General features: G+C 61.2%; 33 protein-coding genes and 1 pseudogene. 32 read left to right on the forward strand and 2 right to left on the reverse strand.

The window, feature by feature from the left end; translation table 11 throughout:
- The first annotated feature begins 37 nt into the window (after positions 1-37).
- The 32 genes and pseudogenes from rplC (at position 38) to G359_RS09340 (ending at position 21,456) form a co-directional block, all read left to right on the forward strand.
- Positions 38-739, forward strand: coding sequence for a 50S ribosomal protein L3 (rplC, locus tag G359_RS09185; RefSeq protein ID WP_045837841.1), 702 nt, complete (start codon positions 38-40; stop codon positions 737-739).
- Complete coding sequence (rplD, locus tag G359_RS09190) at positions 739-1,359, forward strand: 50S ribosomal protein L4 (RefSeq protein WP_045835877.1); 621 nt, start codon at positions 739-741, stop codon at positions 1,357-1,359. The genes rplC and rplD overlap by 1 nt, the downstream gene beginning before the upstream one ends.
- Positions 1,356-1,652 carry a 50S ribosomal protein L23 gene (locus G359_RS09195; RefSeq protein ID WP_045835878.1) on the forward strand — a complete coding sequence of 99 codons (297 nt, stop codon included), beginning with the start codon at positions 1,356-1,358 and terminating at the stop codon, positions 1,650-1,652. Before rplD ends, G359_RS09195 begins: the two co-directional genes overlap by 4 nt.
- A gap of 12 nt (positions 1,653-1,664) precedes the next feature.
- Positions 1,665-2,489, forward strand: coding sequence for a 50S ribosomal protein L2 (gene rplB / locus G359_RS09200; protein WP_045835879.1), 825 nt, complete (start codon positions 1,665-1,667; stop codon positions 2,487-2,489).
- Between the two features lie 23 nt (positions 2,490-2,512).
- A complete protein-coding gene (rpsS, locus tag G359_RS09205; RefSeq protein ID WP_045835880.1) occupies positions 2,513-2,791 on the forward strand; it encodes a 30S ribosomal protein S19 in 279 nt (92 codons plus the stop codon).
- Positions 2,791-3,165: pseudogene (gene rplV, locus G359_RS09210) on the forward strand (50S ribosomal protein L22); the annotation flags it as partial. The gene rpsS and the pseudogene rplV, both read left to right, overlap by 1 nt.
- Before the next feature lie 73 nt (positions 3,166-3,238).
- Complete coding sequence (gene rpsC / locus G359_RS09215) at positions 3,239-4,078, forward strand: 30S ribosomal protein S3 (RefSeq protein ID WP_045835882.1); 840 nt, start codon at positions 3,239-3,241, stop codon at positions 4,076-4,078.
- Positions 4,079-4,099: 21 nt separating this feature from the next.
- Positions 4,100-4,510 carry a 50S ribosomal protein L16 gene (gene rplP, locus G359_RS09220; RefSeq protein WP_045835883.1) on the forward strand — a complete coding sequence of 137 codons (411 nt, stop codon included), beginning with the start codon at positions 4,100-4,102 and terminating at the stop codon, positions 4,508-4,510.
- A 17-nt stretch (positions 4,511-4,527) separates the two neighbouring features.
- Positions 4,528-4,734: a 50S ribosomal protein L29 gene (rpmC, locus tag G359_RS09225; RefSeq protein ID WP_045835884.1), complete on the forward strand. Its 207-nt coding sequence runs from the start codon at positions 4,528-4,530 to the stop codon at positions 4,732-4,734.
- Between the two features lie 14 nt (positions 4,735-4,748).
- Positions 4,749-4,979 carry a 30S ribosomal protein S17 gene (gene rpsQ / locus G359_RS09230; protein WP_045835885.1) on the forward strand — a complete coding sequence of 77 codons (231 nt, stop codon included), beginning with the start codon at positions 4,749-4,751 and terminating at the stop codon, positions 4,977-4,979.
- A 162-nt stretch (positions 4,980-5,141) separates the two neighbouring features.
- Positions 5,142-5,510, forward strand: coding sequence for a 50S ribosomal protein L14 (rplN, locus tag G359_RS09235; protein WP_013215056.1), 369 nt, complete (start codon positions 5,142-5,144; stop codon positions 5,508-5,510).
- Positions 5,510-5,836 (forward strand): 50S ribosomal protein L24, encoded by a 327-nt coding sequence (gene rplX, locus G359_RS09240; protein ID WP_045835886.1) that lies wholly within the window; start codon positions 5,510-5,512, stop codon positions 5,834-5,836. The genes rplN and rplX overlap by 1 nt, the downstream gene beginning before the upstream one ends.
- 3 nt (positions 5,837-5,839) lie before the next feature.
- Positions 5,840-6,523: a 50S ribosomal protein L5 gene (rplE, locus tag G359_RS09245; RefSeq protein WP_045835887.1), complete on the forward strand. Its 684-nt coding sequence runs from the start codon at positions 5,840-5,842 to the stop codon at positions 6,521-6,523.
- Positions 6,524-6,564: 41 nt separating this feature from the next.
- Complete coding sequence (gene rpsN, locus G359_RS09250) at positions 6,565-6,870, forward strand: 30S ribosomal protein S14 (RefSeq protein WP_045835888.1); 306 nt, start codon at positions 6,565-6,567, stop codon at positions 6,868-6,870.
- Positions 6,871-6,882: 12 nt separating this feature from the next.
- On the forward strand, positions 6,883-7,281 hold the full coding sequence (gene rpsH, locus G359_RS09255; protein ID WP_045835889.1) for a 30S ribosomal protein S8: 399 nt from the start codon (positions 6,883-6,885) through the stop codon (positions 7,279-7,281).
- Positions 7,282-7,323: 42 nt separating this feature from the next.
- Positions 7,324-7,866, forward strand: coding sequence for a 50S ribosomal protein L6 (gene rplF, locus G359_RS09260; RefSeq protein WP_045835890.1), 543 nt, complete (start codon positions 7,324-7,326; stop codon positions 7,864-7,866).
- 11 nt (positions 7,867-7,877) lie between these two features.
- A complete protein-coding gene (gene rplR, locus G359_RS09265) occupies positions 7,878-8,240 on the forward strand; it encodes a 50S ribosomal protein L18 (protein ID WP_045835891.1) in 363 nt (120 codons plus the stop codon).
- Between the two features lie 24 nt (positions 8,241-8,264).
- Complete coding sequence (gene rpsE, locus G359_RS09270; protein ID WP_045835892.1) at positions 8,265-8,840, forward strand: 30S ribosomal protein S5; 576 nt, start codon at positions 8,265-8,267, stop codon at positions 8,838-8,840.
- 61 nt (positions 8,841-8,901) lie between these two features.
- Complete coding sequence (gene rpmD, locus G359_RS09275) at positions 8,902-9,093, forward strand: 50S ribosomal protein L30 (protein WP_045835893.1); 192 nt, start codon at positions 8,902-8,904, stop codon at positions 9,091-9,093.
- Between the two features lie 5 nt (positions 9,094-9,098).
- On the forward strand, positions 9,099-9,653 hold the full coding sequence (gene rplO, locus G359_RS09280; protein ID WP_045835894.1) for a 50S ribosomal protein L15: 555 nt from the start codon (positions 9,099-9,101) through the stop codon (positions 9,651-9,653).
- Between the two features lie 136 nt (positions 9,654-9,789).
- Positions 9,790-11,133, forward strand: coding sequence for a preprotein translocase subunit SecY (secY, locus tag G359_RS09285; RefSeq protein WP_045835895.1), 1,344 nt, complete (start codon positions 9,790-9,792; stop codon positions 11,131-11,133).
- Positions 11,130-11,723 (forward strand): adenylate kinase, encoded by a 594-nt coding sequence (locus tag G359_RS09290; protein WP_045835896.1) that lies wholly within the window; start codon positions 11,130-11,132, stop codon positions 11,721-11,723. The genes secY and G359_RS09290 overlap by 4 nt, the downstream gene beginning before the upstream one ends.
- A gap of 184 nt (positions 11,724-11,907) precedes the next feature.
- Positions 11,908-12,285, forward strand: a complete 378-nt coding sequence (gene rpsM, locus G359_RS09295) for a 30S ribosomal protein S13 (protein ID WP_045835897.1) — start codon at positions 11,908-11,910, stop codon at positions 12,283-12,285.
- A gap of 88 nt (positions 12,286-12,373) precedes the next feature.
- On the forward strand, positions 12,374-12,775 hold the full coding sequence (rpsK, locus tag G359_RS09300) for a 30S ribosomal protein S11 (protein WP_045835898.1): 402 nt from the start codon (positions 12,374-12,376) through the stop codon (positions 12,773-12,775).
- A gap of 113 nt (positions 12,776-12,888) precedes the next feature.
- Positions 12,889-13,911, forward strand: coding sequence for a DNA-directed RNA polymerase subunit alpha (locus G359_RS09305; RefSeq protein WP_045835899.1), 1,023 nt, complete (start codon positions 12,889-12,891; stop codon positions 13,909-13,911).
- Positions 13,912-14,095: 184 nt separating this feature from the next.
- Positions 14,096-14,524, forward strand: a complete 429-nt coding sequence (rplQ, locus tag G359_RS09310; RefSeq protein ID WP_082072883.1) for a 50S ribosomal protein L17 — start codon at positions 14,096-14,098, stop codon at positions 14,522-14,524.
- A 349-nt stretch (positions 14,525-14,873) separates the two neighbouring features.
- On the forward strand, positions 14,874-15,902 hold the full coding sequence (locus G359_RS09315; RefSeq protein WP_045835901.1) for an NAD-dependent epimerase/dehydratase family protein: 1,029 nt from the start codon (positions 14,874-14,876) through the stop codon (positions 15,900-15,902).
- 97 nt (positions 15,903-15,999) lie between these two features.
- Positions 16,000-17,436, forward strand: a complete 1,437-nt coding sequence (locus G359_RS09320) for a Do family serine endopeptidase (protein WP_045837842.1) — start codon at positions 16,000-16,002, stop codon at positions 17,434-17,436.
- A gap of 122 nt (positions 17,437-17,558) precedes the next feature.
- A complete protein-coding gene (locus G359_RS09325; protein WP_045835902.1) occupies positions 17,559-18,212 on the forward strand; it encodes a cadherin-like domain-containing protein in 654 nt (217 codons plus the stop codon).
- A gap of 368 nt (positions 18,213-18,580) precedes the next feature.
- On the forward strand, positions 18,581-19,894 hold the full coding sequence (locus tag G359_RS09330) for a replication-associated recombination protein A (RefSeq protein ID WP_045835903.1): 1,314 nt from the start codon (positions 18,581-18,583) through the stop codon (positions 19,892-19,894).
- A 163-nt stretch (positions 19,895-20,057) separates the two neighbouring features.
- Positions 20,058-20,726, forward strand: coding sequence for a ParB-like protein (locus G359_RS09335; RefSeq protein ID WP_045835904.1), 669 nt, complete (start codon positions 20,058-20,060; stop codon positions 20,724-20,726).
- Between the two features lie 22 nt (positions 20,727-20,748).
- Positions 20,749-21,456, forward strand: coding sequence for a VIT1/CCC1 transporter family protein (locus G359_RS09340; RefSeq protein WP_045835905.1), 708 nt, complete (start codon positions 20,749-20,751; stop codon positions 21,454-21,456).
- 28 nt (positions 21,457-21,484) lie between these two features.
- On the opposite strand, the gene G359_RS09345 is transcribed toward G359_RS09340, so the two are convergent.
- Together G359_RS09345 and crcB are read right to left on the reverse strand one after the other, a co-directional pair.
- A complete protein-coding gene (locus tag G359_RS09345; protein WP_045835906.1) occupies positions 21,485-21,829 on the reverse strand; it encodes a DUF190 domain-containing protein in 345 nt (114 codons plus the stop codon).
- A gap of 2 nt (positions 21,830-21,831) precedes the next feature.
- The gene (gene crcB / locus G359_RS09350) at positions 21,832-22,230 is read right to left on the reverse strand and encodes a fluoride efflux transporter CrcB (protein WP_045835907.1); all 399 of its coding nucleotides are present in this window, start codon (positions 22,228-22,230) and stop codon (positions 21,832-21,834) included.
- Positions 22,231-22,297: the final 67 nt, after the last annotated feature.

Raw genomic sequence — 22,297 nt, forward strand, 5'->3', positions numbered from 1 at the left:
GTAACGCGAACGGCCCCAACGATAGGAAGGAATGCAAATGCGTTCCGGAGTAATAGCACAGAAGATCGGTATGACCCGGATCTTCACCGACGCGGGCGAACATGTTCCCGTAACGGTGCTGCGTCTCGAGAACCTCCAGGTTCTCGCGCACCGCACCGAGGAGAAGAACGGCTATACCGCAATCCAGGTCGGCGGCGGCACGAGGAAGCCCTCGCGTCTGACGAAGTCCGAACGCGGCACTTTCGCGAAGGCCGAAGTCGAGCCGAAGCGCAAGTTAGCTGAGTTTCGTGTCAGTCCTGAGAACCTTATCGATGTTGGCGCGGAAATTACCGCAGACCACTTCGTGCCTGGCCAGTTCGTCGACGTGACGGGCACCACGCAGGGTAAGGGTTTCCAGGGCGCCATGAAGCGCTGGAACTTCGGCGGTCTGCGGGCAACCCACGGCGTCTCGGTCACGCACCGCGCCCACGGTTCGACCGGTCAGCGCCAGGATCCCGGCAAGGTGTTCAAAGGCAAGAAGATGGCCGGACACATGGGCGACGAGCGCGTCACGACGCAGAATCTCGTCGTTGCCAAGATCGACAAGGAACGTGGTCTCGTGATGGTTCGAGGCGCGGTCCCGGGTTCTAAGGGCGGCTGGGTCGTTGTCCGCGACGCCGTCAAGAAGGCCGCGCACGCTGATGCTCCGAAGCCCGGTGCATTCAAAGCGCGTGGCGAAGCTAAGAAGGAAGGCGCGTGATGAAAGCCGAAGTCACCAGCCTCGAGTCCGGCAAAGCCGGCGACATTGAGCTTGCCGACGACATTTTCGGTCTTGAGGTCCGCAGCGATCTCATTCACCGCATGGTGCGCTATCAGACCCTGAAGCGCATGGCCGGCACGCATCATGCTCAAGACCGCTCGGAAGTCGCGGTCACGGGCAAGAAGATGTACAAGCAGAAGGGCACCGGCGGTGCTCGTCACGGCGACAAGTCGGCTCCGCAGTTCCGCGGCGGCGGCAAGGCGTTCGGACCCAAGCCGCGCTCGCATGCGATCGATATGCCGAAGAAGGTTCGCGCACTGGCTCTCCGTCACGCGCTGTCCTCTAAGGCCAAGGCCGGCGAGATCATCGTCATCGACAAGGCAACATCGTCCGAAGGCAAGACGGCTGCGCTGAAGGCTCAGTTCGCCAAGCTCTCGCTCGTCAACGCGCTCATCATCGATGGCGCCGAGCTCGAGCCGACGTTCGCCCGCGCCGCTCGCAACATTCCGAACATCGACGTCCTTCCGATTCAGGGCATCAACGTCTACGACATCCTTCGTCGTAAGAAGCTGGTTCTGACCCGGGCTGCCGTCGCAGCGCTGGAGGCGCGCTTCAAATGACGAGCAAACGTTCCGCATACGACGTCATCGTCGCGCCGGTCATCACCGAAAAGGCGACGTTCGCCTCCGAGGCGAACCAGGTGATCTTCAAGGTCAAGCGCGACGCGACGAAGCCCGAGATCAAGTCGGCTATCGAAGGCTTGTTCAAGGTCAAGGTGAAGGCCGTCAATACGATCGTCCGCAAGGGCAAGCAGAGAACGTTCAAGGGCGTCAAGGCGCTGTTGAGCGATACGAAGAGGGCCATCGTGACGCTCGAGGAAGGCCATTCCATCGACGTGACGACTGGGCTCTGAGGATAACGCATCATGGCGCTTAAGACATACAACCCGACTTCGCCCGGACGTCGCCACCTCGTCCAGGTCGACCGTTCGACGCTCTGGAAGGGCGGTCCGCTCAAGACGCTCGTCGAGGGCAAGACGAAGACCGGCGGTCGCAACAGCGATGGCCGCATCACGTCACGCCACATCGGCGGCGGCGCGAAGCAGTCCTATCGCCGGATCGATTTCCGCCGCCGGAAGTTCGATTCGCCCGCGAGCGTGGAGCGCCTTGAGTACGATCCGAACCGGACCGCGTTCATCGCTCTGATCAAGTATCAGGACGGCACCCAGGCCTACATCCTGGCTCCGCAGCGCCTGGCCGTTGGCGACAGCGTCGTCTCGGGACCCAAGGTCGACGTGAAGCCTGGCAACGCAATGCCGCTTTCGGCGATGCCGATCGGCACGATCGTGCACAACGTCGAAATGAAGCCCGGCAAGGGCGGTCAGGTCGCACGTTCGGCAGGCTCGTTTGTTCAGCTCGTCGGCCGCGACTCTGGTTATGCAGTGTTGCGCTTGAACTCGGGCGAGACGCGCAAGGTCAGCGCTGAGTGCATGGCGACTGTCGGTGCGGTTTCGAACCCGGACCACATGAACACCGTCACCGGTAAGGCTGGCCGCACACGCTGGCAGGGTCGCCGTCCGACGGTTCGCTCGATTGCTATGAACCCGGTCGATCACCCGAACGGTGGTCGTACGAAGGGCGGTAAGCACTGGGCGACGCCTTGGGGCAAGCCGACCAAGGGCTTCAAGACTCGCAAGAACAAGACGACCACGAAATACATCGTACGCTCGCGCCAAAAGGCGAAGAAGTAGCGGCGAACTGAAGGAGATCGACTTTGACACGTTCAGTCTGGAAAGGTCCGTTCGTTGACGGCTACCTCCTTAAGAAGGCGGACAAGTCGCGCGCATCGGGGCGCAACGAAGTAATCAAGATCTGGAGCCGTCGCTCCACGATCCTGCCCCAGTTCGTCGGACTGACCTTCGGCGTGCACAACGGCCAGAAGCATATCCCCGTCAACGTGACGGAAGACATGATCGGCCACAAGTTCGGTGAATTCGCACCAACCCGTATCTTCCACGGGCACGGCGGCGACAAGAAAGCGGTGAAGAGATAATGGGCAAGCCAAGCCACGAGCGGCGCCTCCCCGACACCGAGGCCCAAGCAGTTCTCAAATCGCTGCGCATTTCACCGCAGAAGCTGAACCTCGTCGCGGGTTTGATCCGTGGTAAGAAGGTCGATCAGGCTTTGGCCGTGCTCGAGTTCAGCGAAAAGCGTATCGCCGGCGACGTCCGCAAGTGCGTGATGAGCGCCGTCGCGAACGCCGAGAACAACCACTCGCTCGACGTCAACGATCTGATCGTTGCTGAAGCGTTTGTCGGCAAGAACCTGGTCATGAAGCGCTTCCACGCTCGCGGCCGTGGTCGCGGCGCTTCGATCCTGAAGCCTTTCTCGCAGTTGACCGTCATCGTCCGTCAGGTCGAAGAGGAAAAGACCGAGAAGAAGAAAGCCGGAAAGAAGCCCGCGACGAAGACCGCCGCGGCGGCCAAGGAGGCCAAGTAATATGGGTCAAAAAGTCAATCCCGTCGGCCTCCGTCTCGGTATCAACCGGACCTGGGACAGCCGCTGGTTCGCCGCTCGCGGCGAATATGGCAAGCTGCTCCATGAGGACCGTGCAATCCGCGCTCACATCATGAAAGAGCAGCGCGAGGCCGGCATCTCGAAGGTCGTCATCGAGCGCCCGCACAAGAAGTGCCGCGTCACGGTCATGACTGCCCGTCCCGGCATTCTGATCGGCAAGAAGGGTGAGAAGATCGAGCGCCTCCGCGCGGATCTCGCAAAGCTGACGAGCTCGGAAGTTCATCTGAACATCCTCGAGATCCGCAAGCCCGAGATCGACGCGACGCTGATCGCCGAAGGCATCGCTCAGCAGCTTGAACGCCGCGTTGCGTTCCGCCGTGCGATGAAGCGCGCCGTTCAGTCGGCTCTGCGTCTCGGCGCTGTCGGCATTCGTATCAACGTCGCGGGCCGTTTGGGCGGCGCCGAAATCGCGCGTACGGAATGGTATCGCGAAGGCCGCGTGCCGCTGCACACGCTTCGCGCCGACATCGACTTCGGTTACGGCGTTGCTCGTACGGCGTACGGCATCATCGGTATCAAGGTTTGGGTCTTCAAGGGCGAGATCATCGAGCACGATCCGATGGCCTCCGACCGGAAGCTCACGGAAATGCAGGAAAGCGGCGCACCGCGCCCCCGTCGTGACGATGACCGCGGCGATCGCCGTGACCGTCGTCCGGGACGTGGCGGACGTGGTGGTGGACGTGGCCCAGGCGGTGGCGGCGGTGCTGGTGGCGGTAACGCGCCTGCGGCCTCGGATGCCGGCTCATCGACGCCAGAAGCGTAAGGATTCCAGAGGCAACTCATCATGCTGCAACCGAAACGGACAAAGTTCCGCAAACAGTTTAAGGGCCGCATCCACGGCGCCGCCAAGTCGGGCACCACGCTCGCTTACGGCGAAGTGGGTCTGAAGGCCATGGAGCCGGAGCGCCTGTCGGCGCGCCAGATCGAAGCCGCACGTCGCGCCATCGCTCGTCACACGAAGCGCGCAGGCCGCATGTGGCTGCGCATCTTCCCGGACGTGCCGGTGTCGAAGAAGCCGGCCGAAGTCCGCATGGGCTCCGGTAAGGGTTCGCCCGAGCTTTGGGTGGCACGCGTTAAGCCGGGCCGCATCATTTTCGAACTCGGCGGCGTCAATCAGCAAGTGGCGAAAGAAGCTCTCATTCTTGGAGCCGCCAAGCTGCCCATCAAATGCCGCGTCGTTACGCGGATCGAATAGGCGAGGTGAGGATAGTCATGGCCGACGATTTAAAGGGCATGTCGCTCGATCAGCTCGACGACCAGCTGGTGAAGCTCAAGAAAGAGCAGTTCAACCTGCGCTTTCAGCGGGCTTCGGGCCAACTTGAAAATACGGCGCGCATCCGGCTCGTCCGTCGAGATATCGCGCGCATCAAGACCGCAGCCGTTGCCCGGCGCGGTGGCAGCGTCAAAAAAGGCGCGTAAGGGAGAACGAGATTATGCCGAAGCGCGTGCTGCAGGGAGTCGTGGTATCCGACAAGAACGACAAGACGATCGTCGTTCAGGTCGAGCGTCGCTACACCCATCCGCTGCTGAAGAAGACCGTGCGCCGTACGAAAAAGTATCACGCACACGACGAAAAGAATTCGTTCAAGGTTGGCGACCAGGTCTCGATTGAAGAGACCCGGCCGATTTCCAAGAACAAACGTTGGATTGCAATAGCGTCTTGAGGTTATAAGCCTCGATTCGCAGAAGCGATCGAACGCCGGGAGCCGCCTTTCGAGCCGTCGGAGAGTTGGGAGTTATCCCAAGACCCCGCGAGCCAGATTGGCAAATGTAGAGATGGGCTTTGAGAGCACGACTCTTAAGGCCGTGAAAGAAGGAACGACGCGATGATCCAGATGGAGAGCAATCTCGACGTCGCCGACAACTCGGGCGCGCGCCGCGTTCAGTGCATCAAGGTGCTGGGCGGCTCGAAGCGCAAGTACGCGACGGTGGGTGACACCATCGTAGTCTCCGTCAAGGAGGCGATCCCGAAAGGACGCGTCAAGAAGGGTCAGGTGATGAAGGCCGTCATCGTTCGCGTCGCGAAGGGTATCCGCCGGGCCGATGGCTCGCTGATCCGCTTCGATCGCAACGCCGCCGTGCTGATCAACGCCAACGGCGAACCAGTCGGCACGCGTATTTTCGGACCTGTGACGCGCGAACTTCGCGCCAAGAACCACATGAAGATCGTATCGCTCGCGCCGGAGGTTCTCTGATGTCGGCATTTAAAATCAAGAAGGGCGACAAGGTCGTCGTTCTCGCCGGCCGCGACAAGGGCAAGCGGGGCGAAGTGATTGAGATCCGCCCGAAGGAACACCGCGCTCTCGTTCGCGGCGTCAACATGGTGCGCCGTCACCAGCGCCAGTCGGCGTCGCAGGAAGGCGGCATCATTTCCAAGGAAGGTCCGATCGACCTCTCGAACCTCGCGATCGAGGACCCGAAGGACGGCAAGCCGTCTCGCGTTGGCTTCAAGGTCCTTGAAGACGGCAAGAAGGTTCGCATTGCGAAGCGCTCGGGCGAGCAGATCCCGGAGAAGAACTAGGCCATGGCAAAAGATACATCAAAAGGCGCCAAGCCTCAGGGCGGCTCGCCGCAAGGTGCAGGCGAAACCAAGAAGGCACGCGCCGACAAGAAGGCTGCAGCCTCGGCAGCTCCGCGCGAGCCGGCAGCGCCGCGTCCGGCCGATTACAAGCCGCGCCTCAAGTCTCATTATGAGAAGGTCGTTCGCGACGCTCTCAAAGAGAAGTTCGGCTACTCGAACGTGATGCAGATCCCGCGTCTCGAGAAGATCGTGATCAACATGGGCGTCGGCGAAGCCGTCAACGATCGCAAGAAAGTTGACGTCGCAGCAGCCGATCTCGCTCTGATCGCCGGTCAGAAGCCGGTCGTCACGCGGGCCCGCAAGGCCATCGCGACGTACAAGCTTCGTGAAGGCATGGCGATCGGCGCCAAGGTCACGCTCCGCGGCGACCGCATGTACGAATTTCTCGACCGGTTCGTCACGATCGCGCTTCCGCGCGTGAAGGACTTCCGTGGTCTGAACCCGAAGAGCTTCGACGGCCGTGGCAACTATGCGACCGGCCTCAAGGAGCACCTCGTGTTCCCCGAAATCGACTACGACAAGGTCGACAACGTATTGGGCCTCGACGTGATCGTTTGCACGTCGGCCAAAACCGATGAAGAAGCCCGTGAATTGCTCAAGGGCTTCAACTTCCCGTTCCGTAGCTAGAGGACCTCGGCAGTCGCCGAAAGGCCTTTGGAGGAGATGAAATGGCTAAGACCAGTTCGATTGAAAAGAATAACCGTCGTCGCAAGATGACGGCGGAGCAGGCACCCAAGCGCAAGCGCTTGAAGCTGCTCGCCAAGGACAGGACGAAGACGCCGGAAGAGCGTTTCGCCGCTCGCCTGAAGCTTGCTGAGATGCCCCGTAACGGCTCGAAGGTTCGCATCCGCAATCGTTGCGAGATCACCGGTCGTCCGCGCGGCAACTACCGTAAGCTCCGGATGTGCCGCAACCAGCTGCGTGAGCTGGCGAGCCAGGGCCGTATCCCGGGCATGGTCAAGGCGAGCTGGTAAGAGGAAGCATCAATGTCCGTGAATGATCCGTTGGGCGATATGCTGACCCGTATCCGGAACGCGCAGATGCGCCGCCGGCCGAAGGTTGCCACCCCTGCTTCTAGCCTCCGCGCCCGCGTCCTCGACGTGCTCGCAGAGGAAGGCTATATCCGTGGCTACAGCCGCGTCGAATTGAAGGGCGAACTGCCTCAGTTCGAGATCGAGCTCAAGTATTACAATGGCCAGCCGGCCATCCGTGAGATCGAGCGCATCTCGAAGCCCGGCCGTCGCGTCTATTCGGCGGTAAAGGGAATTCCGATCGTCGCCAACGGCCTCGGCGTTGCTATCCTGTCTACGCCCAAGGGCGTCATGTCGGACTCGAAGGCGCGCGAAGCCAACGTCGGCGGCGAAGTCATCTGCAACGTATTCTAAGGCTGAGGCTCAGGCCTCGGCGAAACAAGGTTTGAAGAAGCCATGTCGCGCATCGGTAAGAAACCCGTTCCGGTCCCGTCGAACGTGACGGCGACGATCGCCGGTCAGACCGTCAAGATGAAGGGTCCTAAGGGCGAGCTCGCCTTCACGGTTCCCGACGCCTTGAAGGTCCAGCGGACGGACGAAGGCATCGACGTCAGCCTTCTCGAAGACACGAAGCTTGCACGCTCCGAGTGGGGCATGTCGCGGACACAGATCGCGAACCTCATCAAGGGCGTGACCGACGGATACAGCCAGGATCTCGAGATCCACGGCGTCGGCTTCAAGGCTTCGATGAAGGGCAAGGACACGCTGACGCTTTCCGTCGGTTACAGCCACGACGTCGTGCTGAAAATCCCGGCTGGCGTGGATGTCAAGGTCGGCGGCGCTAAGAGCGAACTGGTGTCGGTCTCCGGCATCGACAAGCAGGCGGTCGGCCAGGTGGCATCCATCATCCGTGCCTCCCGCAAGCCGGAGCCCTACCAGGGCAAGGGCGTGCGCTATAAGGGCGAATACATCCTCCGCAAGGAAGGCAAGAAGAAGTAGGACCGGCACCGATGGCCAACAGCAATCAGAAATTTACGAACCGCAAGGCGCGTGTTCGTCGAAGCCTCAGGGCCGCCTCGAACGGTCGTCCCCGGCTTTCCATCCACCGCTCGTCAGAGAATATCTACGCGCAGGTGATCGACGACGTGAAGGGCGTAACGCTCGCTTCGGCTTCGACGCTTGAGAAAGACCTCAAGAGCTCGCTGAAGACGGGCGCCGACAAGGCTGCAGCTGCCGCTATCGGCAAGCTCGTTGCCGAGCGTGCCGTCAAGGCCGGCGTCACCGAGGTCGTCTTCGACCGCGGCGGCTTCCTGTTTCATGGGCGCGTTAAGGCGCTCGCCGATGCCGCCCGCGATGGCGGTCTGAAGTTTTAAGAGATACCCGAGAGGAACCGAAACGTGGCACGTGGACCCCAGAGAGACCGTGGCAGAGATCGCGAGGAACGCGATAGCGAGTTTTCCGATAAGCTCGTTCACATCAATCGCGTCGCCAAGGTCGTCAAGGGCGGTAAGCGCTTCGGCTTTGCTGCGCTCGTCGTCGTAGGCGACCTGAAAGGCCGCGTCGGCTTCGGCCACGGCAAGGCCCGTGAGGTTCCGGAGGCGATCCGCAAGGCGACCGAAGGTGCAAAGCGCAACCTTCTTCGCGTGCCGCTTCGCGACGCTCGCACGCTTCATCACGATAGCGTCGGCCGTCACGGCGCCGGCAAGGTGATCCTGCGCTCGGCTCCGGCCGGTACCGGCATCATCGCAGGCGGTGCAATGCGCGCCGTTTTCGAGATGGTCGGTGTGCACGACATCGTTGCAAAGTCGATGGGCTCGACGAACCCCTATAACGTCGTCCGCGCCACGTTCGATGCGCTCAAGGCGCAGGAAAATCCGCGCGGCGTCGCAGCTCGCCGGAACAAGAAGGTTTCCGACATCGTGTCGCGTCGTCGCGACGGCTCGGCTGCGGCCGAGGCTGGTGCGGACGTCTGAAGAAAATAACGGAAGCGCTGCAGCATTTCTGCCGCTTCACAAAGGGACCTGAGGTTACGATATGGCGACGAAGAAAACGATCACGCTTAAGCAGGTGCGGAGTGCCAACCGGCGCCCCGAGCGGCAGGCCGATACGCTGATCGGCCTCGGGCTGAACAAGATCGGTCGCACCTCGACGGTTGAAGACACGCCGGCCGTACGCGGCATGCTGAAAAAAGTTCAGCATCTCGTTCAGGTCGAAGAAGGGAAATAACGACTATGCGGCTCAACGGCATTAAGGACAACCCCGGCGCCAAGAAGACGCGCGTCCGCATCGGTCGCGGTATCGGCTCGGGCATGGGCAAGATGGGCGGCCGCGGCGGCAAGGGCCAGACGGCTCGTACCGGCGTCGCGATCGGCGGCTTCGAAGGCGGTCAGATGCCGTTGCATCGCCGTCTGCCGAAGCGCGGCTTCAACAAGTGGCGCCCTGAGCACTTCAACGAGATCAACGTCGGCTCGCTGCAGCAGGCGATCGATGACAAGCGTCTCGACGGCTCCAAGCCGGTCGATCTCGCGACCCTCATCGAAGCTGGTATCGTGCGCCGTGCGAAGGACGGTCTTCGCCTTCTCGCCGATGGCGAGATCAAGGCCAAGATCTCCATCACGGTCAATCACGCCTCCGCGAAGGCTAAGGAAGCGATCGAGAAGGCTGGCGGCTCTGTCACCGTGATCGAGCGCAAGATCCTCGCCGCGGACGAAGAGAAGCGCAAGAAATCGGCCGACAAGAAGGCCGCAAAGGGCAAGAAGCCCGGCGCCGCGAAGTCAGAGGAATAAAGCGGGCGCGCGATTGAGGCTGGGCAACCAGCCTGATTGAGCGGTCGAGGCCGGAAGGCGCCGGAAACGGCGCTGTCCGGGCCCAAGTTGCGATAGCGCCATTCGGCATGGTCGCAACGGTTAGGAGAAGAGACCAATGGTTTCCGCTGCCGAGCAGCTTGCTTCGAATCTGAACTTCGGGGCCTTCGCTAAGGCGGAGGATTTGAAGCGGCGCCTGTGGTTCACGCTTGGCGCACTGATCGTATTCCGGCTTGGCACGTTCATCCCGCTGCCGGGCATCAATCCGGCTGCATTCGCCGAAACATTCAAGTCGCAGGCCGGCGGCATCCTGGGCATGTTCAACATGTTCTCGGGCGGCGCGCTCGAGCGTCTCGCGATCTTCTCGCTCAACATCATGCCTTATATTTCGGCGTCGATCATCATGCAGTTGATGAGCTCGATCTCGCCGAAGCTCGAAGCCATGAAGAAGGAAGGCGAGGCCGGCCGCAAGCAGATCAACCAGTATACGCGGTATCTGACGGTCATTCTTGCAGCGCTGCAGGCCTATGGCATCGCCGTTGGTCTCGAAGGCTCGCGAAACGCTGCTGGCGCCGTGGTTCTGGAACCAGGCATGTTCTTCCGCATGACGACGGTGATCACCCTCGTCGGCGGTACGGTCTTCCTGATGTGGCTCGGTGAGCAGATCACGCAGCGCGGCGTCGGTAACGGCACATCGCTGATCATCTTCGCCGGTATCGTCGCCGGACTTCCCGGAGCGCTGGTACACCTCTTTGAGCTGTCGCGTACCGGTTCGATCTCGCCCGGAATTCTCGTATTCTTCCTGGTATTGGCTCTGGCTGTCGTCGCCGCCATCGTGTTCTTCGAGCGCGCACAACGACGTCTGTTGGTCCAGTATCCGAAGCGACAAGTCGGGAACAAGATGTTCCAGGGCGAAGCTTCGCATCTCCCGCTGAAGCTCAACTCGTCGGGCGTCATTCCGCCGATCTTCGCGTCTTCGCTCTTGCTGCTGCCGATCACGGTTGCGCAGTTCACGGCGGGGCAGGGCCCGGAATGGCTCAACGAAGCTGTCGCCGCGCTCGGCTCAGGCCAGCCTCTGCACATGCTGGTCTACGCGCTGCTGATCCTCTTCTTCGCGTTCTTCTACACCGCGGTCGTGATCAACCCCAAGGAAACCGCGGATAACCTTCGCAAGTACGGCGGCTTCCTTCCCGGTATCCGCCCTGGCGAGAAGACGGCCGAATATATCGACTACGTCTTGACCCGCATTACCGTCGTCGGCGCACTTTATCTGGCTGCGGTCTGCGTACTTCCCGAGATCTTGACGTCGTATGCCGGCATCCCGCTCTACTTCGGCGGCACCTCGCTTCTCATCGCGGTTAGCGTCACGATGGACACAGTCGCCCAGATCCAGAGCCACCTCATCGCTCAGCAGTATGAGGGCTTGATCAAGAAGGCCAAACTGCGCGGGGCTCGGCGATGATCCTGATACTGCTTGGACCGCCAGGAGCGGGCAAGGGTACACAGTCTCAGCTGATCTCCGAGCGCCTCGGACTGCCGCAGCTTTCAACCGGCGACATGCTGCGCGCGGCCGTTAAGGCCGGCTCGCCGGTCGGTCTCAAGGCGAAGAAAATCATGGAGGCGGGTGGCCTCGTCAGCGACGAAATCGTCATCGGCATCATTGCCGACCGTATTTCGGAAGCCGACTGCGCCAAGGGGTTCATCCTCGACGGCTTTCCGCGGACGCTGCCCCAGGCCGATGCCCTGGATGAGCTGCTGAAGTCGAAAGGCCGCCACCTCGATTGCGTCGTCGAGCTGAAGGTCGACGACACGAAGCTCGTCGAACGGATCGAATGTCGCGCTCGCGAAACCCTCGCGGCCGGTGGCACCGTCCGGGCCGATGACAATGCGGAAGCCCTTAAGACGCGCCTGATCGCCTACTACCGCGAAACGGCGCCGCTTATTGGTTACTATTATGCGCATCGTTTGCTTAAGACGGTGGACGGCATGAAGCCTATCGCCGAGGTCAGCCGCCAGATCGGCGAAGTTCTGGACCAATTCCAGCATGCGTGACACAAAGAAGCACGGATTGACGGAAGGGATAACCCGCGGTAGAAGACACAACTTTCTTTTAGGGCTCAACTTGATCCGGACCAGGGCACGAAACCCCGGTGCTGCGGTCGTTGCGCCTATTTGCACTTGAGAATCAACAAGATAGATCGTTACTCGGTTCGAGATTTAAAGGCAGGAGACTGAAGTGGCCCGCATCGCAGGCGTCAACATTCCAACGGGTAAGCGCGTCGAGATCGCGCTTCGTTACATCCACGGCATTGGGCCCAAGTTCTCGGCAGAGATTTGCGCGAAGTGCAATATCCCCGCCGACCGTCGCGTCAATCAGCTGACGGACGCTGAGGTTCTGCAGATCCGTGAGACGATCGACCGCGATTACACGGTCGAAGGCGACCTGCGCCGCGAAGTTCAGACCAACATCAAGCGTCTGATGGATCTCGGTTGCTACCGCGGTCTGCGTCACCGCAAGGGTCTGCCCGTCCGCGGTCAGCGCACCCACACGAACGCCCGTACCCGCAAGGGCAAGGCCGTTCCGATTGCAGGCAAGAAGAAGGCGACGAAGTAGTTCGTCACCACACAGGGTTCATGCACGCCATCTGGCGTGCGCAACGATTTACGCCTCCGCTTGAACGAGGCATGGAGCAACGACGGTAATGGCCAAGGAAGCAGCGGCAGCACGCGGCAAAGTTAAGAAGCGCGAGAAGAAGAACATCACGTCGGGCGTCGCACACGTCAACGCGTCGTTCAACAACACGATGATCACCATCACGGACGCCCAGGGCAACACGATCGCGTGGTCGTCTTCGGGCACCAAGGGCTTCAAGGGCTCGCGCAAATCGACGCCTTATGCTGCTCAGATGGCCGCTGAAGATGCCGGCAAGAAAGCCCAGGAGCACGGCATGAAGGTGCTCGAGGTCGAGGTTTGCGGTCCGGGTTCGGGTCGTGAATCGGCTCTTCGCGCTCTGCAGGCCGTCGGCTTCCAGATCACTTCGATCCGCGACGTGACGCCGATCCCGCACAACGGTTGCCGCCCGCGCAAGCGTCGCCGCGTCTAAGACGAGATTTTGCGCGCGCCGGGACCGCTCGGCGCGCCGCTATTTGTAAAAGTTACCGCCAAGAGATTCCGCGGCCCGCTCCCCCGTCCGCGCAAAACTAGACGAGGTTTCTCGTGAATGTTCTCCAGAAGAACTGGCAAGACCTGATCAAGCCTTCGAAGCTTGAAATTCAGTCCGGCCGCGACCGCTCGCGCATCGCGACCGTTGTAGCAGAACCCCTCGAGCGCGGCTTCGGCATGACGCTCGGAAACGCACTGCGCCGCGTGCTTCTGTCGTCGCTCCAGGGCGCCGCCATCAAGACCGTGCAGATCGACGGTGTGCTGCATGAGTTCTCGTCCGTGCCTGGCGTCCGCGAGGACGTGACGAACATCATCCTCAACATCAAGGAAATTGCGCTCCGCATCCATTCGGAAGGCGTGAAGCGCATGGTGCTGAAGAAGGAAGGCGCCGGCCCCGTCACCGCTGGCGACATCGAAGCATCCTCCGAAGTCGAAGTTCTGAACCCCGATCACGTGATCTGCCACCTCGACCAGGGCGCGGCGATCCGCATGGAGTTCACCGCCGACATCGGTAAGGGCTACGTTGCATCCGACCGCAACCGTCCCGAGGACGCGCCGATCGGCCTGATCCCGGTCGACAGCCTCTATTCGCCGGTCAAGAAGGTCTCCTACAAGGTCGAGAATACGCGCGAAGGCCAGATCCTCGATTACGACAAGCTGACGATGGTCGTCGAAACGGACGGCTCGATCCGTCCCGAGGACGCGGTCGCTCTCGCAGCCCGTATTCTTCAGGATCAGCTCGCGGTCTTCATCAACTTCGAAGAGCCGAAGAAGGCCCAGGAAGAGCAGCGTCATCCGGAGCTCGCGTTCAACGCGGCACTCCTCAAGAAGGTCGACGAACTCGAGCTGTCGGTCCGCTCTGCGAACTGCCTCAAGAACGATAACATCGTCTACATCGGCGACCTCATTCAGAAGACCGAAGCCGAAATGCTTCGCACGCCGAACTTCGGCCGCAAGTCGCTGAACGAGATCAAGGAAGTCCTGGCGACGATGGGTCTTCACCTCGGCATGGAAGTGCCGAACTGGCCGCCGGACAATATCGACGAGCTGGCGAAGCGGTTCGAAGACCAGTACTGAGAATTCCAGCCGGCTCGCACCTCGCGGGTCGGCTGAAATAATCCGGATAGCTCAACAGCACCGGAATAGGACGGCGAAGGTGAGGCCATAGAAACTCCCGCGCCAGCCGGATGGCAGAAAAGCCAACGGTCAATCAAAGCCTGCAGCATGCGCCGTAGGCCAACAATGTAAGGATGAAGACACTATGCGACACAAGAAGCTTGGCCGCCGCTTTGGCCGTCACGTCGGTCACCGTCAGGCAATGTTCTCGAACATGGCCGCAGCTCTCATCAAGCACGAGCAGATCGTCACCACGCTGCCGAAGGCGAAAGACCTGAAGCGCGTTGTCGACAAGTACATCACGCTCGCAAAGCGCGGTGACTTGAACTCGCGTCGCTTGGCGATCGCGCGCCTCCGCGACGAAGACATGGTCAAGAAGCTCTTCGACATTCTCGGACCGCGCTACAAGGACCGCAACGGCGGCTATACGCGCGTGCTGAAAGCAGGCTTCCGCTACGGCGATAACTCACCCCGTGCCGTCATCGAACTCGTCGATCGCGACGAGAGCGTGAAGGGCGCCGAAGATAAGGCCCGCCACGAAGCGCAGCTCGCCGAGCAGGCTGCTTCGAACTGAGCCTGATAAGCCGCGAGCGTCAGTCTCGCAGGCAAACACCCAATTTAAAAACCCCGACGCTGAAAAGCGCCGGGGTTTTTGCTTTGAGGGCTGTGGTGCGATCGGGGAGCAGGCGCGGGATTAGTTCTGCAGGCGATACGCGAGAAAGGCCCTCTTCAGCCGTACGCAGACTAAATCCCCGGCCATTACAGCCGTGTGACGCCTCTTGGATGACAGCCCAATGCCTTGAAATTGCTGAGACGCGCGGCGCCTGTTGCCGATCGGACATTGCCATCGCCACACGTTCCGAAGACTATTCACATGATCGGAGCACGCGGGGCATGCCAGCGGCCGATAGGTGTCTCACGCCATGGCGTCAAATCCACCGGTCGTTGTAACCGGAGCGTCCGGGCTCATTGCCAAGCACACGATCGCCGAATTCCTGCGGCGCGGCTTTGCCGTGCGCGGAACGCTTCGGAGCATGGAGAAGGCGGACGAAGTCCGTCGCGCGGTGGTCAAGCTCGGCTGCGACCCCGAGAAGGTGTCATTTATCGTCGCCGATCTTTCGAGCGACGACGGCTGGGATGAAGCTGTCGCCGGCAGTCAGATCGTCGTCCACACCGCGTCGCCGTTTCCGATCGCTCAGCCCGATGATCCCGAAGAGGTGATCATGCCGGCGCGCGACGGCACGTTACGCGTCCTCCGATCCGCGACGGCGGGCGCTGTCGCGCGCGTCGTGCTGACCTCATCGGCGGTTGCGATCTTCTATCCGAGCGGTGTCGCGGAAGGACACGTCTATTCGGAAGACGATTTCTCGGACGAAACACGCAGCGATCTGACGCCCTACATCAAGTCGAAGACGATTGCCGAAAAGGCAGCGTGGGACTTCACCGAGTCGACACTCGGCGCTCCCGCACTTGCCGTGATCAACCCGGCTTTCGTGCAAGGGCCCGCGCTCGATGACGATTTATCGACCTCACACGAGCTTTATCGGATAATGGCGCGCGGCACCTATCCGGCGGTCCCGAAAATCAGCTTCCCCGTCGCGGATGTTCGCGATGTCGCTGCCGCGCACTTCGAAGCCGCGCTTAGGCCGCAGGCGGCAGGCAACCGCTATCTGATCGGAGAAGGCGCGCTCAGCCTCTATGACCTCGGTCAGCTCGTGGCCCGCGAGCTGCCCGATCTTCGCTCCAAGGTTCCGAAATTCGAGCTTCCCGATGCAGCCGTGAAAATTATGGCGCTCGTCGATAAAAAGATGCGGACGATCCTCCCGGAACTTGGCGAGAAGAAAGATTACACCAACGTAAGAGCGAAGAAGGATCTCGGCCTCGACCTTCGGTCTGCAGATACCGCCGCGATGGCCGCGATCCGATCATTACGAGAGCTTAGGTTGATCTAGGTGCTCGCTCGAACATATTTCTTCCGTCCGATTCGACTTGATTGAGACCGTCCGATATCTGAACGGCACGTATGTCCCTACCTGGAAGAGCCCATCGATGAGAATGAGAAACGTCGTCCTGGTTTGCGCCGCAGCCATCGCAGGTCTGAGCGTTGCGCCGAAGCTCTTCAGTCCAACCGAAGTGAGCTTCGCGCAGGAGAAACTGCCGCCGCCCTCGCGCGAGGCCGCGCAATATTCCTTTGCGCCGATTGTGAAAAAGGCCGCGCCTGCCGTCGTCAACGTCTATGTCCGAACGCGCGTTCAAACATTCGACTCGCCGTTCGCGAACGATCCGTTTTTCCGTCAGTTCTTTGGTCGAGCCCTCGGCCGCCCGTCGGAACGAGTGATGAGTTCTCTCGGCTCCGGCGTTATCGTCAGCCCTGATGGCTTGATTGTAACCAACACCCACGTGATCAAGGGCGGCGGCGATACGGCCATCCGCGTCGCGCTCACCGACAAGCGCGAATTCGACGCGAAAGTGATCGCGCAGGATGAAAAGGCCGACATCGCCGTTCTGAAAATCGACGGCGGCGGTGAGGGGAGCTTTCCCTATCTGCGGTTCGACGATTCCGACAGTCTCGAGGTTGGCGATCTCGTGCTCGCCATCGGCAACCCGTTCGGCGTCGGCCAAACCGTGACGAGCGGCATCGTCTCGGCGTTGTCGCGCTCCGAAGTCGGACAATCCGACAGCCAAGTCTTCATTCAGACGGATGCCGCGATCAACCCCGGCAACTCAGGCGGCGCGCTCGTGGATATGGGCGGCCGTCTCGTCGGCATCAACACGATGATCTATTCGCAGTCCGGCGGTTCTGTTGGCATCGGCTTCGCGATCCCATCGAACTTGGTGCGCCTCTATGCCGAAAGCGCAGCAGGCGGCCGGAAGGTCGAGAAGCCATGGATAGGCGCCAAGCTCGAAGCCATGTCCCACGATATCGCTGAGGGCCTCGGCCTCAATCGTGTGTCGGGTGCCGTCGTGACACGCCTCTACGACAAGGGACCTGCCGCCGCCGCGGGTCTTCAGGCGGGCGACGTCATTACCGCCGTCGATGGTGTTGAAGTCATCGATGCGCGCGCTGTCTATTATCGCCTGACGACGAAAGGCATCGGCCAGACCACGCGGCTGACGGTTCTTCGTAGCAACAAGTCGGTTGATGTTAGTCTGCCCCTCGTCGGCGCGCCAAAGCCCGGCAAGGACGATGCGAAAAACCTGTCGGGCAATCATCCCCTCGATGGTGCGAGAATTTCGAACATCTTGCCGTCGGTCGCCGACGAATTCGGATTGGATCAGACCGATGGCGTCGTCGTGACCTCAGTACGAGATGGGTCTACGGCCCAGACGTTCGGCTTCCAGCCGGGCGACGTCATCGCTGCTATCGGCAAGGATCAGATCGCAAACGTCGGCGAGGCCGAACAGGCTCTCGCGACCCGTAAGCGGCTCTGGCAGATCTCAGTCCGTCGAGGTGAGCGTGTCCTACAGCTCCAGGTTCCGGGTTGAGCGGCATATCTGCTTTGCCGTTAACCGTGTTGATGCTTGCCGGGCCGGTCTGTCGATAAGCTGACAAATTCATAGTCGACGGTCGCCCCCGATAGGGTGAGTTTGCGTAATGGAGTTCGCCGATGGCCGATAATCGTGGTGTGCTGATCATCGGCGAAGGCGCCGTCCTCAAGGGCGAGGTCAAGAGCGGCGGCCAGAAAGTCGAAATCTGGGGCTACGTCGAGGGCAAAGTTACCGCCTCCGAAGTTTTGGTCCAGGAAGGCGGTCAACTCTTCGGAACCGTCAACGCCGACACCGCCGAAATTCGTGGGCAGGTGCAGGGCGATGTGCGGGTGCAGCAACTCATCCAGATCAAGAGCACGGGCCATGCCGCAGGCAAAATAAAATACGGCCGCCTGTCGATGGAAGAGGGCGGCGAACTCTCCGCGCATGTCCGAAACATCCCCCCGGCGATCAGCGGCGACCTCGATCTCACCGTTCCGAAAGGGCGCTCGGTCCGCATCACCACGGCCGACCTGAATGCGGTCGATCCGGATGATAAGCCCGAGGATCTGAGCTTTCAGATCTCGAACGCGGCCGGCGGCTACGTCGCGCTTTCGAGCGACCCTAAACGCCCCGTCTCATCATTCTCACAAGCCGACCTCGAGAAGGGGACGGTTTATTTCGCTCATGACGGTTCGGACGCGCAGAAGGCCTGGTTCGACGTCCAGGTCACGGATCTCTCCGGTGCCAACTCCGGCCCCGCCAAAACCGTCAACGTCGCGGTTCGGAACTAGTACGCGCGCCACCGCCCTGCTTGTCATCCCGGCCGAGGCGCAGCGCCGACCTCAAATGCCACCCACCCCACCGTCATCCCGGCGAAGGCCGGGATCCAGCCGACCGTCCGCACATACGTTGCTAGCGAGCGTTGCTAGCGATCCGCTCCGAACGGACAGCATCCACCCGACCTGTTGAAACTTGTCCGGGTGCCGGCCTCCGCCGGCATGACGGCACTGGGGTATGGGCTGCCGGACGGAACCCGGCCCGGCTTGTCATCCCGGCCGTACACCAGCCAGAGCCGGGACGGATACGCTGGCTGTGCGCAATCTAGGGACCGGCGCTTTGCCATTTGGACGTCAGGCTGGCGGCCTTATATAACCCCCACATGGCTAACCTCTTCGAAGCTGCCGGACTGGAGAAAAGCGCACCGCGGCCGCTCGCCGACCGTTTGCGCCCGAAAACGCTCGCCGAGGTCGTCGGCCAGGACCATATCGTCGGGCCCGACGGCACGCTGACGCGCATGCTGAAAAGCGGCCGCGTCCCAAGCCTCATCTTTTGGGGACCGCCCGGCTCCGGCAAGACGACAATCGCCCGGCTTCTCGCCAACGAAACGAAACTCGTCTTCGAACAGCTGTCCGCAATTTTTTCCGGCGTCGCCGAGCTGCGCAAAGCCTTCGACCGCGCCAAGATGATGCGCGAGCAGGGCAAAGGCACGCTGCTCTTCATCGATGAAATCCATCGTTTCAACCGATCGCAGCAGGACAGCTTCCTTCCGTATATGGAAGACGGCACCATCACCCTCGTCGGCGCAACGACCGAGAACCCTTCGTTCGAGCTCAACGCCGCTGTTCTCTCGCGCGCCAGCGTCCTTGTGCTGAACCGCCTTGATGACGCGAACCTCGAGACGATCCTGTCGCGCGCCGAAACCGAGGTCGGCCGCCCCCTACCGCTGAACGACGATGCCCGCGACGCGCTGAAAGGCATGGCCGACGGCGACGGCCGCGCCATTCTCAATCTCGTTGAGGATGTGCTCGCAGCCGTGCCGGCGAAGGCCAAGCCGCTCAACCGCGAAGCCTTGGTGAAGCTCGTCCAGCGCCGCGCGCCGCTCTACGATAAGTCGCGCGAAGGTCACTACAACCTCATCTCGGCGCTGCATAAGGCCGTCCGCGGTTCCGATCCTGACGCGGCGCTCTATTATTTCTGCCGCATGCTCGACGGCGGAGAAGACCGCCTGTTTCTCGCCCGGCGACTGGTGCGCATGGCCGTCGAGGACATCGGGCTCGCTGATCCCCAAGCGCTCGTCGTCTGCAATGCGGCCAAGGACGCTTTCGATTTTCTCGGCAGCCCCGAGGGCGAGCTGGCATTGGCGGAAGCTGTCATCTACGTAGCGACGGCGCCAAAATCGAACGCGAACTATGTTGCCTTCAAAGCCGCGATGCGCGCTGCGAAGGAGCACGGCTCGCTATCCCCGCCCAAGACCATTCTCAACGCGCCGACAAAACTTATGGAGGAGGAGGGTTACGGCTCCGATTACCTCTACGATCACGATCAGCCGGACGCCTTCTCCGGCCAGAACTATTTTCCCGACGAGTTCAGGAAGCGCCCGCAATACTATGATCCGCCCGAACGCGGCTTCGAGCGGGAGATCCGGAAGCGTCTCGATTACTGGGCTAAGCTCCGGGCCGAACGGAATAAATAATTCGCGGCCCGCCAAATGCGGCGAGGTCTTAAGCGTTTGCTAAGTTCATAAGCGGTCGTTTCTTCATAGGCCCATCAGCTGACTTACAAATCACGCATTACACCTGCAATTTCTCGCCTGGCTTTTCTCGATAGTTTCTTGTGCGATTATTGGATGGTGAAAGATGGCTCAAGCAAACACGCAGACTGAAACGCAATCGCCGCGGTCATCTTCACCCTCGGCGTCGCCAACGCTCCACACCGTCGCAATTACCGATCTCCGGCCAACACAGATGACGGTCGGCATGAGAGAGGTCGAGCAGAAGCGTCAGGACTGGCGCGGCCTTGCCCCGACCAAATCGGGTCAATTCCTCGGCCGTCACATGATCCCCGTCGTTCGCGGCCCGAAAAGCCGCTACTACGTGATCGATCATCACCATCTTGCGCGCGCGCTGTTCGAAGAAGGCGTCGACCAGATTCTCATCTCGCCGGTCGCCGATCTCCGCGCGCTCGATAAGGATGAGTTCTGGACGCACATGGACAATCGCAACTGGATGCATCCCTTCGATGCGGATGGACAGCGCCAGCCCCGCACGGCGCTACCTAAAAGCGTTGCCGATCTCGTAGACGATCCCTATCGCAGTTTGGCGGGAGAGTTGCGCTTCGCGGGAGGATACGCCAAGGACACGACGCCCTTCAGCGAATTTCTCTGGGCCGATGCGTTGCGCCGCCGGGTCGACGCGAAGACCGCTAAAAACGATTTCGAGACGGCACTGCAGAAAGCCCTCGAATTCGCTAAAAGCGCAGACGCCGACTATCTGCCGGGATGGTGCGGCGCCCACGCCCGGACGTAGTCCAAAGCGCATGAACTTCGAAATGGAGGCGAAGCAAGCCGTGGCCATAGCCGAACAGCACGTTGTCGAACGATTGAACTGGCTCCGTGCCGCCGTGCTTGGAGCGAACGACGGCATCCTCTCGACCGCAAGCTTGATAGCGGGCGTGGCCGCTGCCGATTCCTCGCAAAAGTCGATTGTGATCGCGGGCATCGCCGGGCTCGTCGCCGGTGCTCTCTCGATGGCGGCTGGCGAGTACGTGTCAGTCAGCTCACAGGCCGACGCCGAAGGCGCTGACCTTGCGCGCGAACGCAAGGAGCTTGTCGAACAGCCTGAATTCGAGCTGCAAGAACTCGCGGATATCTACGCCAAGCGCGGAGTCGAGCCTGCGCTCGCCCGCCAGGTCGCCAAGCAACTCATGGCGAACGATGCCCTCGCCACCCATGCGCGGGAAGAGCTCGGTATTTCGGAAATAACGACCGCCCGCCCCATCACGGCTGCGCTCGCCTCCGCGGCGTCGTTCGCAGTTGGCGCTGCCGTGCCGCTGGTGGCCGCGATCGCGTCGTCCGGAGGCCACGTGACACTGATTGTAACCGTAGCCTCGCTCATATGCCTCGCGGGGCTGGGCGCGCTCGGAGCCCGCGCTGGCGGCGCAAATGCTTGGCGTGCAATCGTGCGTGTCACGTTCTGGGGCGCCCTGGCGATGGCTTTGACCGCCGCTATCGGCCACCTTTCCGGGTATGCGGTTTAAACCTCGCCTAGGATGCCGCTCTTCCTCCCTATGGCGTCGGTCCACCGTCGCCGTAGCGAAGCACCTTGACCTTTTCCAACGTGACCAGGCCGCTTCCCATCAGCGTTTCGAGCTCGGGTAAAAAGGCGTTGATCTTGTCTTCGGCGTCGACGATTTCGATGATCATCGGCAGATCCTCGGAGAGGCGAAGGACCTTGGCAGTGTGCAGGCGACTCGATCGGCCAAAGCCCAGCGGTCCCCTCAGAACGGTCGCTCCGGCCAGATGCATCTCGCGCGCCTTCAAAACGATGGCTTCATAAAGCGGCACCCGGCCCGCCTTGTCGTCCTCGCCAAAAAAGATCCTGAGCAGCACGGCATCGCGGGGGATCTGCATGGTCACACCCATTTAAGCGAATTGACGTGGACGGCAGCGACGTGCCCCAGCCAAACTGCAATAAGGCACAGGAAAACTGACGCGCCGATATTGAGAGCAGCATATAGCCACTGCCCGTCATTCATCATGTTCAGCGTTTGCAGACTGAACGAGGAGAAGGTCGTGTATCCGCCGCACAGCCCAATCATCATGAATTGACGCGTAGTGGAAGATACGAACAGGCGCCCATCGGGCCCAGTCAGCGTCGCGATAAATCCGATGGCGAGCGACCCGGTAATATTGACGATCAGCGTGCCCAAAGGAAAGGTTTCGCCGGCAAGGACCGCGATCACGCCTGAGAGCCAGTAGCGTCCCATCCCGCCGAGTGCACTGCCGAGGGCGATCCATATGTAGTTTTGCATGAGCGAACCGATTTGGAGCTGACATTTCCCTCAGCGGCGGGAATAGAGGTGGCGGGTCGTTAACGGA

Origin of the sequence: Hyphomicrobium sp. 99, from assembly GCF_000384335.2 — a bacterium.
Taxonomy (GTDB): domain Bacteria; phylum Pseudomonadota; class Alphaproteobacteria; order Rhizobiales; family Hyphomicrobiaceae; genus Hyphomicrobium_B.

Excerpts from the sequence above, each read along its gene's own strand:
- rplB (WP_045835879.1), top strand. The coding sequence starts at position 1,665 with ATGGCGCTTAAGACATACAACCCGACTTCGCCCGGACGTCGCCACCTC.
- rplO (WP_045835894.1), top strand. The coding sequence starts at position 9,099 with ATGCGGCTCAACGGCATTAAGGACAACCCCGGCGCCAAGAAGACGCGC.
- G359_RS09330 (WP_045835903.1), top strand. The coding sequence starts at position 18,581 with ATGGCTAACCTCTTCGAAGCTGCCGGACTGGAGAAAAGCGCACCGCGG.
- rplX (WP_045835886.1), top strand. The coding sequence starts at position 5,510 with ATGTCGGCATTTAAAATCAAGAAGGGCGACAAGGTCGTCGTTCTCGCC.
- rplP (WP_045835883.1), top strand. The coding sequence starts at position 4,100 with ATGCTGCAACCGAAACGGACAAAGTTCCGCAAACAGTTTAAGGGCCGC.
- G359_RS09320 (WP_045837842.1), top strand. The coding sequence starts at position 16,000 with ATGAGAATGAGAAACGTCGTCCTGGTTTGCGCCGCAGCCATCGCAGGT.
- rplD (WP_045835877.1), top strand. The coding sequence starts at position 739 with ATGAAAGCCGAAGTCACCAGCCTCGAGTCCGGCAAAGCCGGCGACATT.
- rpsK (WP_045835898.1), top strand. The coding sequence starts at position 12,374 with ATGGCCAAGGAAGCAGCGGCAGCACGCGGCAAAGTTAAGAAGCGCGAG.
- rplQ (WP_082072883.1), top strand. The coding sequence starts at position 14,096 with ATGCGACACAAGAAGCTTGGCCGCCGCTTTGGCCGTCACGTCGGTCAC.
- G359_RS09290 (WP_045835896.1), top strand. The coding sequence starts at position 11,130 with ATGATCCTGATACTGCTTGGACCGCCAGGAGCGGGCAAGGGTACACAG.
- rpmD (WP_045835893.1), top strand. The coding sequence starts at position 8,902 with ATGGCGACGAAGAAAACGATCACGCTTAAGCAGGTGCGGAGTGCCAAC.
- crcB (WP_045835907.1), bottom strand. The coding sequence starts at position 22,230 with ATGCAAAACTACATATGGATCGCCCTCGGCAGTGCACTCGGCGGGATG.
- rplF (WP_045835890.1), top strand. The coding sequence starts at position 7,324 with ATGTCGCGCATCGGTAAGAAACCCGTTCCGGTCCCGTCGAACGTGACG.
- G359_RS09335 (WP_045835904.1), top strand. The coding sequence starts at position 20,058 with ATGGCTCAAGCAAACACGCAGACTGAAACGCAATCGCCGCGGTCATCT.
- G359_RS09325 (WP_045835902.1), top strand. The coding sequence starts at position 17,559 with ATGGCCGATAATCGTGGTGTGCTGATCATCGGCGAAGGCGCCGTCCTC.
- rplN (WP_013215056.1), top strand. The coding sequence starts at position 5,142 with ATGATCCAGATGGAGAGCAATCTCGACGTCGCCGACAACTCGGGCGCG.
- G359_RS09315 (WP_045835901.1), top strand. The coding sequence starts at position 14,874 with ATGGCGTCAAATCCACCGGTCGTTGTAACCGGAGCGTCCGGGCTCATT.
- rpsC (WP_045835882.1), top strand. The coding sequence starts at position 3,239 with ATGGGTCAAAAAGTCAATCCCGTCGGCCTCCGTCTCGGTATCAACCGG.
- rplE (WP_045835887.1), top strand. The coding sequence starts at position 5,840 with ATGGCAAAAGATACATCAAAAGGCGCCAAGCCTCAGGGCGGCTCGCCG.
- G359_RS09340 (WP_045835905.1), top strand. The coding sequence starts at position 20,749 with ATGGAGGCGAAGCAAGCCGTGGCCATAGCCGAACAGCACGTTGTCGAA.
- secY (WP_045835895.1), top strand. The coding sequence starts at position 9,790 with ATGGTTTCCGCTGCCGAGCAGCTTGCTTCGAATCTGAACTTCGGGGCC.
- rplR (WP_045835891.1), top strand. The coding sequence starts at position 7,878 with ATGGCCAACAGCAATCAGAAATTTACGAACCGCAAGGCGCGTGTTCGT.
- rpsQ (WP_045835885.1), top strand. The coding sequence starts at position 4,749 with ATGCCGAAGCGCGTGCTGCAGGGAGTCGTGGTATCCGACAAGAACGAC.
- rplC (WP_045837841.1), top strand. The coding sequence starts at position 38 with ATGCGTTCCGGAGTAATAGCACAGAAGATCGGTATGACCCGGATCTTC.
- G359_RS09195 (WP_045835878.1), top strand. The coding sequence starts at position 1,356 with ATGACGAGCAAACGTTCCGCATACGACGTCATCGTCGCGCCGGTCATC.
- rpmC (WP_045835884.1), top strand. The coding sequence starts at position 4,528 with ATGGCCGACGATTTAAAGGGCATGTCGCTCGATCAGCTCGACGACCAG.
- rpsH (WP_045835889.1), top strand. The coding sequence starts at position 6,883 with ATGTCCGTGAATGATCCGTTGGGCGATATGCTGACCCGTATCCGGAAC.
- G359_RS09345 (WP_045835906.1), bottom strand. The coding sequence starts at position 21,829 with ATGCAGATCCCCCGCGATGCCGTGCTGCTCAGGATCTTTTTTGGCGAG.
- rpsN (WP_045835888.1), top strand. The coding sequence starts at position 6,565 with ATGGCTAAGACCAGTTCGATTGAAAAGAATAACCGTCGTCGCAAGATG.